This window comes from Pseudomonas sp. H1_D05, from assembly GCF_054682705.1.
Genome location: NZ_CP162825.1, coordinates 201496 through 210000 on the forward strand (window position 1 = coordinate 201496; position 8505 = coordinate 210000).

At 57.8% G+C, this 8505-nt stretch carries 6 protein-coding genes and 2 rRNA genes (1 of these 8 only partly in view); 2 read left to right on the top strand and 6 right to left on the bottom strand.

What is annotated here, in order from left to right:
• The first annotated feature begins 10 nt into the window (after window positions 1-10).
• On the top strand, window positions 11-757 hold the full coding sequence (locus AB4O11_RS00980; RefSeq protein ID WP_093442101.1) for a flagellar brake protein: 747 nt from the start codon (window positions 11-13) through the stop codon (window positions 755-757).
• A 73-nt stretch (window positions 758-830) separates the two neighbouring features.
• Here the strand turns inward: AB4O11_RS00980 and AB4O11_RS00985 are convergent, their stop codons facing one another.
• From AB4O11_RS00985 to AB4O11_RS01000, 4 genes are all read right to left on the bottom strand, one after another.
• Window positions 831-2210, bottom strand: coding sequence for an MFS transporter (locus tag AB4O11_RS00985; RefSeq protein WP_186624805.1), 1380 nt, complete (start codon window positions 2208-2210; stop codon window positions 831-833).
• Window positions 2211-2279: 69 nt separating this feature from the next.
• The gene (locus AB4O11_RS00990) at window positions 2280-3521 is read right to left on the bottom strand and encodes a glutamine synthetase family protein (protein ID WP_460131178.1); all 1242 of its coding nucleotides are present in this window, start codon (window positions 3519-3521) and stop codon (window positions 2280-2282) included.
• 200 nt (window positions 3522-3721) lie between these two features.
• The gene (locus AB4O11_RS00995; protein ID WP_093442086.1) at window positions 3722-4414 is read right to left on the bottom strand and encodes a sensor histidine kinase; all 693 of its coding nucleotides are present in this window, start codon (window positions 4412-4414) and stop codon (window positions 3722-3724) included.
• A complete protein-coding gene (locus tag AB4O11_RS01000) occupies window positions 4411-6015 on the bottom strand; it encodes a tetratricopeptide repeat-containing response regulator (RefSeq protein ID WP_093442081.1) in 1605 nt (534 codons plus the stop codon). The genes AB4O11_RS00995 and AB4O11_RS01000 overlap by 4 nt, the downstream gene beginning before the upstream one ends.
• Before the next feature lie 210 nt (window positions 6016-6225).
• Between AB4O11_RS01000 and AB4O11_RS01005 the strand changes: the two genes are divergently transcribed.
• Window positions 6226-7575 carry a lysozyme inhibitor LprI family protein gene (locus tag AB4O11_RS01005; protein ID WP_460129850.1) on the top strand — a complete coding sequence of 450 codons (1350 nt, stop codon included), beginning with the start codon at window positions 6226-6228 and terminating at the stop codon, window positions 7573-7575.
• Between the two features lie 220 nt (window positions 7576-7795).
• Here the strand turns inward: AB4O11_RS01005 and rrf are convergent.
• A 5S ribosomal RNA gene (rrf, locus tag AB4O11_RS01010) occupies window positions 7796-7911 on the bottom strand.
• Between the two features lie 152 nt (window positions 7912-8063).
• Window positions 8064-8505 (bottom strand): 23S ribosomal RNA (locus tag AB4O11_RS01015) (it continues 2452 nt past the right edge of the window).

Consider the following 8505-nt stretch of genomic DNA (forward strand, 5'->3'; position numbering starts at 1 on the left):
TTGATAAACCGTGTCCAACGCCCTCAGCGCGGATGATGCTCCGCAGCCCCCTAAGGTGCTTACCACGCCACTGGAAATCTCCAGCAACCTGCGCCAGCTGCAAGAAAGCCACGATCCGCTGATCATCACCTTTCATGAGCGCAGCCAGCGCTTCCAGAGCTATCTGATCAAAGTCGACCGCGACAGCGCTACGATCGCACTGGACGAGATGATCCCGCGTGATGGCGAACGCTTCCTGCAGGCCGGTGAGCCATTCAAGGTTGAAGGTTTTCATGAAGGCGTGCGCATCGCCTGGGAATGCACCGGCACGCTGAATATCGAAGAGTCCGAGGGTGATCGTTTCTACACCGGCGCACTGCCGACTGAAGTGGTTTACCACCAGCGCCGCAATGCCTTCCGCGCGGCACTGAAACTGACCGATCTGGTCAGCGTTGAACTGGGCGGCGAAAAACTCAAGGCGCCAATCAACGGCAAACTGCTGGATATCTCCGCGACCGGCTGCAAGCTGCGTTTCGAAGGTGATATCACCGACCGCCTGCAATTGGGCCAGGTTTATGACCGCTTGATCGCCCCGCCGCTGTTCGGCAACCAGCCGATCTCCGTCGAATTGCGCTATCTGCATTTCGAAGAAAAACTCAACATCACCTTTGCCGGTCTGCGTTTCCACAACATCAGTGGCCAGGCTGCGCGCAACGTTGAGCGTTTCGTGTATCAGTTGCAACGTGAAGCACGCCGTTTCGACAAAGACGATCTCTGATTCGTTGCGGCCAATAAAAAGGGCAGTCCTTGGCGGGACTGCCCTTTTTTATGCGCGATGTTTTTTGTTCAGTTCAGGGTCTACCGCCGCTGAGATCAGGCGCGGGTTTATCGGTATCCGGTTCGACTTCTGCCGCAGGCTCTGACGGAGCATCAGCTTCAGGCTCGGGACTTGCCGGCGCCTGCACAGGGTCTTGCACCATCTGCTCCTGCACCACCTGCTCGTCTACCCGAGGATCAAGGGCCGCCACCAGCGGTGAGCTGGACATGCTGTCCGGCATGGCCACGTGATGCAGCGGCGCGTCGTCGACCTGATGCAGATTGGTCACCGCTTTCGGCCGGATCCGCCACACCAGCACCAACGCGAAGAAGCTGAAGAACGCATACAGGCTCTGGCTGCCAAACAGCTTCATCAACACGCCCGCAAGCAACGGCCCGATGCTCGCACCGACACCATAAGTCACCAGCAGCATCGCCGTCAGCGACACGCGACGATCGCCTTCCACATGGTCATTGGAGAATGCCACCGCCAGTGGGTACAGACAGAACTGCACCAGTGAACACAGGAAACCAACCCCGAACAACACCTCCAGCGGAACCTGCGGCAGCACGGCCAACGGCAACGCCGCCACCGCCAGAAACCCGGCAAAGCAGCGAATCAACAGCGCCCGGTCATAACGATCGGACAACCAGCCCAACGGCCACTGCACCAGTAAACCGGCAAAGATGCAGCTACCCATGAACAGACCGACCTGCTCGGTCGAAAGCCCTTGCTGCGAGGCATACAGCGGCGCCAGACCGTAAAACGAGCCGATGATCAAACCGGCACCCAGCACCGTACTCAACGACTGCGGTACGCGCTTGATAAAGAAGCGTGGCTCCATCGGCGCCGGATGCAGTGGCGCCGGGTGAATCCGCCGCGTCAATGCCACGGGCACCAGACACAGGGCGAAACACAGCGCGACCAGCATCAGCAGTTCCAGCCCCAGGCCCGGGTGCATGACCAGAATCAGTTGGCCGAGGACCAGGCCCAGGTACGAAGCGATCATGTAGCCGCTGAACACCAGGCCACGCTGATTGGCGTCCGCCTGTTCGTTGAGCCAGCTCTCGATCACCATGTACTGGCACATCATGCCCAGACCGACGATGGTCCGCAGCACCAGCCACGCCGGCAGCCAATCGACCAGACCGTGGCCAAGCACCGCCGCCCCAACGATCCCGGCACAGGCCGAATAAGCACGGATGTGCCCGACCCGGGCAATCAGTCGGTGACCGATCTTGCCGCCCAGCACCAGACCGAAATAGTTGGCCGCCATCAACGCGCCGACCCAGAGGCCGTCGACATTGTCAGCGGCCAGTCGCAATGCCAGATAAGTGGATAGAAGGCCCGAGCCGATCAACATCATCAGCGAGGCGAAATACAGTGCTCGAAAGGATTTCCAGATTTGGCGCATCGGCGTTCCGAGCGGCTCCTTGCAGTTAATATCGGGCTACCAGAACGATAGCCCGATGGCGGCGGTACGTCAGGCCTGGGCTGCTAGAACACGTCGTTCCCAGGGAGTGATTTCATCAAAGAAGCTGGTCAACTCCATGGTCTTCGAAGCGATGTAGCCTTCGATGAACTCCTGTCCGAACAGTTCCCTCGCCAATTGGCTACGTTTCAGACGTTCGAGCGCGGCGTGCAAGGTACACGGCAGCGCAAGATTGTCCGGCACCGCGAACTCGCCCTGAATCGCTTCGCTCGGTTCCAGCTCATTCTCGATCCCGTGCAAACCGGCAGCCAGACTGGCGGCGATCGCCAGATACGGATTCGCATCGGCGCCCGGCAAACGGTTTTCCACCCGACGGGCAACCGGCGAGCTGGCCGGAATTCGCAGGCCGGCCGCCCGGTTGTCGTGCGACCAGCAGGCGTTGTTCGGTGATGCGTACGGATGGCACAGGCGCTGATAGGAATTCACATTAGGTGCAAACAGTGCGGTGAAATCAGCCATGCCCGCCTGCTGGCCACCGATGAAGTGACGGAACATCGCGGTCGGCTCACCGTGCGCATCACTGAAGACATTCTTGCCGCTAGCGGTCTCGACGATGCTCTGATGAATGTGCATCGAACTGCCTGGCGTGTGTGCCAGCGGCTTGGCCATGCACACCACAGTCAAGCCGTGCTTGAGCGCGACTTCCTTGAGCAGGTGCTTGAACAGGAACGTCTGATCGGCCAGCAGCAGTGGATCACCGTGCAGCAGATTGATCTCGAACTGGCTGACGCCCATCTCGTGCATGAAAGTATCGCGCGGCAGACCGAGTGCCGCCATGCACTTATAGACTTCGTTGAAGAACGGCCGCAGACCGTTATTGGAACTGACGCTGAACGCCGATTGGCCATCCTCGCGACGCCCGTCAAGGCCTACTGGCGGACGGAATGGCTGGGTCGGATCGGCATTCGGCGCGAAGACAAAGAATTCCAGCTCGGTCGCCACCACCGGCGCCAGGCCGCGCGCGGCATAACGGGCAATGACTTTCTTGAGCTGACCGCGAGTCGACAGGTTGGAGCTTTCGCCGCTCAACTCATCGGCATCGCAAATCGCCAGGGCACGCGGGTCGTCACTCCATGGCAAACGATGGATCTGGGTCGGGTCGGTAATCAGGGCGAGATCGCCGTCGTCGCTGCCGTAAAACCGTGCTGCCGGGTAACCGCCCATGATGCATTGCAACAGCACGCCACGGGCCAGTTGCAGACGCCGCCCTTCGAGGAAACCCTCAGCGGTCATCACTTTGCCGCGCGGCACGCCATTCAGATCCGGCGTAACACATTCAATCTCATCAATGCCGGTCAATCGCTGCGCGAGTGAACCCTGGCCATCGGTTGTCATGACGCAATCCTTGTTATTGTGCGAGCCGCGAACGGCGACCCGCACAAAATAGGCTCCGGCTGTTCGGAATATCAAGCAGCGTCAAAGAAAAACCTGTGTCACGGCAGATAAAGGCTGAACACCCCGCCGCCAAGCGGTCCGCCGTTGCGGATTTCGGTGCGTCCTTCGACACCATTGCGCTGATGCAGCGCCGCGATACGATTGGCGAAATACAAACCGAGCCCGGTGCTGCCACTGCTGTGATTGATGCCCTGTACATAATCGGCCTGGCGCTCGAGCATCTCGGCCGGATAACCGTCGCCGTCGTCGTTGATACTCAGCACCAGTTGCCCGGCCTCGTCACTGACGGTGATCAGCAGCGATTCGCGGGCGTAACGAATGGCGTTATTGATGCAGTTGCCCAGCACCGAGGCAATCAGCTCACGGTCGAAGAAACCCAACGGACTCAGCGGATCGACTTCATAGGTGGCGATGATCCCGCGACTGGCAAACACTTCCTGATGCGCCGCCAGTTGCGCCTCGATAAAGTCATCGAGTTCGTGATACGCCGGTTGCAGCGGCATCTGGTTGACGCCGAGCTTGTACAGCCCGAGCAGTTGCACCAGCATGCCGTTGAGATGGGCAAACTCGAAGTCGATCACACCCTGCTCCGCGCCTAGTCGTTGCGCCTCAGGCAACCGTGCCAGCCATTGGCTGTGGGCCTGCATGAGCATGGCCAGCGAGTTCTTCATGTCGTGGACGGTGGAGGCGATCACCGTAGAAAAATCCAGAGCTTGCTCGTCGTGGTTCATTCGCCAAACGCCTTGCTTTTCAGCTTCTGATAACGCGCAAAACGCGCGTCGGTGTCGGGCATCAGGCCAACCATTTTCAGGCAGGCCCGACATTCTTCCAGTTCCGCCGACGGCACACTGGTGTCGGTGCCGTGGAGCAGCGACTGGGCCATGTTCAGCGCGATACTGATGTTCTTCGGTTGCATCTTCAGCGCCTTGCGGAACACCTCACGGGCCTCCACCAGGTTGCCGGTCTTGTACACGCGCACGCCCTGACGGTTGAGGTCAGCAGCGGCGTTGCTGGAACTGAGGATAGTCGGATCATCAGTGAGCTTGGCGATGTCTTTCATTACTGCCGGATCGTCACCGTAGATCTCTGCGCAGCTCTTGAGCATCGAGGTGCCCGCCTCGGCCTGTCCGAGCATCTGCAATTGCTTGGCGACCAACAGCGCAGCTTCCGGACTCATGAACTGCTCCATGCCGTCGAGGCGCATAAGCGCTTGCTCGGTGAGCTTGTCTGCGGTCTCGGCATCGTTGAGCAACAGACTGGTGGCTTTCATCAGACGCGCACGAATCTGCAGGCCGGGGTCGCTCGGGTTTTCTTTGGCCACCGCACTGAGCGTGGTGTTGATCTCCAGGCGTGTGCGCGTGTCGAGCCCGCGCTCACTGCCTTTGCTGATCAGCGCGTGAGCCAGGCCGAGATTACTTTCCGGATCCTTGAAGCGCGACTGCGCGCCTTGCGCTACGGCCTGACGATAGGCGCGGGACGCGGTGTCGAAGTCTTCGTTGGCCATCGCCAGTTTGCCCAGCAACGCCTGCCGACGCACCGCCAAGGGAGACAGGCGAATCGCCTCCTCCAGCACCCGTTGCGCACCTTTGCTATCGCCTTCGGCGACCAGTACATCGGCCATGCCGTCGTACAGCGCCGGCATCATCGGGAACACCTTCAGGGCCTTTTCATAAACGCCCTTGGCTTGCGCCACCTGGCCACGCTTGAACAGCAATTTGCCAAGTCCGGCAAATGCCCATGGCAACGGCCGGTCAGCAATGATGCTGTCATAGAGACGTTCCAGCGCTTCGTTCTGATTCATCTCGCGCAGCGCATCGGCGCGATAACGCAGGCACAGCGGTGAATAGCGAATGTCCTGCTTGCACAGGGCGATGCAGGCGTTAAGCACCTCGACCGGTTTGCCACGATCGAGGGCTTGTAGAATCGGCTTGAGCAACGTCTTGCGCTGTTCCAGACGCTCCAGGCGCTGGGCCAGGCCGGAGCGGTTGAACGGCTTGGTCAGGTACGCATCCGGTTCGTGCTCCAGAGCACTGAGCACCATCGCCTGACTGGTCTCGGCCGTCACCATGACAAACACCGCTTCATGGCTGATGAGCTTTTCCGACATCAGATCTTCGAGCACCTGCTGGCCGTTCTTCTTGCCATCGCCGAGATGGAAATCCTGCAGGATGAAATCGTAGGACTTCTGCGCGCACATCTTCAGCGCCTGCTCACCGGTATCGGCCGTGTCGACGTCCTTGACCCCGAGCTCACGCAGCATCGAACGCACGGAACTGCGGAAATCCGAGAAATCATCGACGATCAGAAAGCTTTTTTGGTGATACGACAGCATCGAAGATTTCCAGGCAGTTGAAGTGAGGGCAATTTCAGGCGCGCAGATGATAGCTGGCGGCAAAATGCTATCAAGCGATTTCGCGCGACTTTTAAGTCACCGAATGGGTTATCGGCCAGAAGTGCGGTTCCCTGAAGCCAGCGCTTCAAGATTCCTCTGCGAGCATTTACCCTGCGTGCCAGGACAACTTCCCACTACAAGGCTTACATCGTGGACATCAAAGGACGCTACATCGTGTCCGCCTGCGCTCTGCTGTTTGTTCAGCAGGCAATGGCGGCTGGAATGGATTGCACAAAAGCGGCGAATGCCGTCGAAAACACTGTTTGCGCGAACAAGTCGCTGTATGAACTGGATGCGCAGATGGGGGTGGTTTATCGGGATTTATTCAAGGTTTCTGCTCCCGCACAACCTGAGCTCAGGCGCACTCAACGACTGTGGCTGAAAGCCCGCAACGAATGCGCCGAAGACATTTCGTGCCTGGATCAGCACTATCGCGAGCGCCTGCAAGTGCTGCTGGCACAGTGGCAGGCAGCCGTTGCCTATCAACCGGATGACCTCGATGAACAGGCGCTGGACGACCTGCAAAAGAGCATTCAAGCCGCCAGTAAAGATGATCCCGAATTTGCGCTGGACCGAGCACTCGCCGCGCTCGCCGTGAAAACAACTGCCGGCGGTTTTCACGGCGATGCCAGTGAAGAGGATTCGTCGATAACGCACTTTCCGACTGCACAACCCAAAGGTGTTACTGCAAATGAATGGCGAGCCTTGACCGCTTCGCGGATCACTGACGCTGCCGAAACCGGCCTGACCTCTTACACTTTGCAGGATCTGGATGGCGACGGGCAGCGCGATCTGATTGTGAATACCTACGCCGGGGGCACAGGTCTGTTCACCTATGTGGAAACCTGGCGTCGCGACGGAGAACGGTTCGTCAAATGCTCTGTTGAGCCCGAAAGTTCGCTGTTCTACACCAACGATCGCGGTGCCAATCAGTCGGTAGACTGGATAAACCTGCGTGGCAAAACTTACGCGGCTTATCGAAACAGCGAGTACGGCGTTGATCGGATCTACTTGCTCAACCCGCTGCAAATCAACGTCCAGGTGCCTACGGTGACGATCCGTTATCACTACGACCTCAACGTGCCCGTTCTTCAACACAAAGATGACGGCAACAGCACGTTTGAACTCGAACCCGATCTGCACCGAGCGCTCAATCTGGCAGTGGCGAAAGTAAATGAAACCGCTGCTATCCCTTCAAAAGAACCGCTCTGCCCTATTCCGGCTACAGGCGCTGGTGAAAACGATTACTACAGCTTTGGCCCGGCGCATTACAGCATTGAAAAAGTAGCCGACCTGCCAGTCTTCATTGGCAATGATTGTTACATCGGCGCCTTGATCGACTGGTTCGGCAGTTACAGCGAAAAGAATGGTTTGTTCGCGCAACTGGCATTGCGTAAACCGGACAGCGATGACGGCAGCCGCACATACGAAGTCTACGGTCGCCGACACATAACCGAAGTCAGTACCTCAATGGGTAAAATTGAGCTGAACGAGGGTTAACCGCTTATCCAGTCTGATGTTGAAGATCAATGATGCAGTCGCGGCACGTTGTGGCAATTCGTCGGCTGACGGTAAAACAAAAGCCCCGTCGCAATTTCGATTGCGACGGGGCTTTTGTATTTGAACTTGATAGTCTTCCCGAACTTTTTATCCCTGATAAACTTTCCTGCGGGCAAAACAAAACCCCAACTGCTTTCGCAATTGGGGTTTCGGAATTTAATCTTGACGATGACCTACTCTCACATGGGGAAACCCCACACTACCATCGGCGATGCATCGTTTCACTGCTGAGTTCGGGATGGGATCAGGTGGTTCCAACGCTCTATGGTCGTCAAGAAATTCGGGTACTGACTCGTGACCAGATGGCCTCGCTTCAGCAAATTGGGTATGTGACAGCTTTCGGTGTTTTGTGAACATCGAACTTTCGGTTCGTTTCGTCTTCACACACCGCAATCTGGTCTCTTCGACGCAAATTGCTTGGGTGTTATATGGTCAAGCCTCACGGGCAATTAGTATTGGTTAGCTCAACGCCTCACAGCGCTTACACACCCAACCTATCAACGTCGTAGTCTTCGACGGCCCTTCAGGGAACTCAAGGTTCCAGTGAGATCTCATCTTGAGGCAAGTTTCCCGCTTAGATGCTTTCAGCGGTTATCTTTCCCGAACATAGCTACCCGGCAATGCCACTGGCGTGACAACCGGAACACCAGAGGTTCGTCCACTCCGGTCCTCTCGTACTAGGAGCAGCCCCTCTCAAATCTCAAACGTCCACGGCAGATAGGGACCGAACTGTCTCACGACGTTCTAAACCCAGCTCGCGTACCACTTTAAATGGCGAACAGCCATACCCTTGGGACCGGCTTCAGCCCCAGGATGTGATGAGCCGACATCGAGGTGCCAAACACCGCCGTCGATATGAACTCTTGGGCG

Bases quoted from the DNA above. Each gene is read 5' to 3' on its own strand.
- AB4O11_RS01000 (WP_093442081.1), bottom strand. From the start codon at position 6,015: ATGCTGTCGTATCACCAAAAAAGCTTTCTGATCGTCGATGATTTCTCG.
- AB4O11_RS00995 (WP_093442086.1), bottom strand. From the start codon at position 4,414: ATGAACCACGACGAGCAAGCTCTGGATTTTTCTACGGTGATCGCCTCC.
- AB4O11_RS00985 (WP_186624805.1), bottom strand. From the start codon at position 2,210: ATGCGCCAAATCTGGAAATCCTTTCGAGCACTGTATTTCGCCTCGCTG.
- AB4O11_RS00990 (WP_460131178.1), bottom strand. From the start codon at position 3,521: ATGACCGCTGAGGGTTTCCTCGAAGGGCGGCGTCTGCAACTGGCCCGT.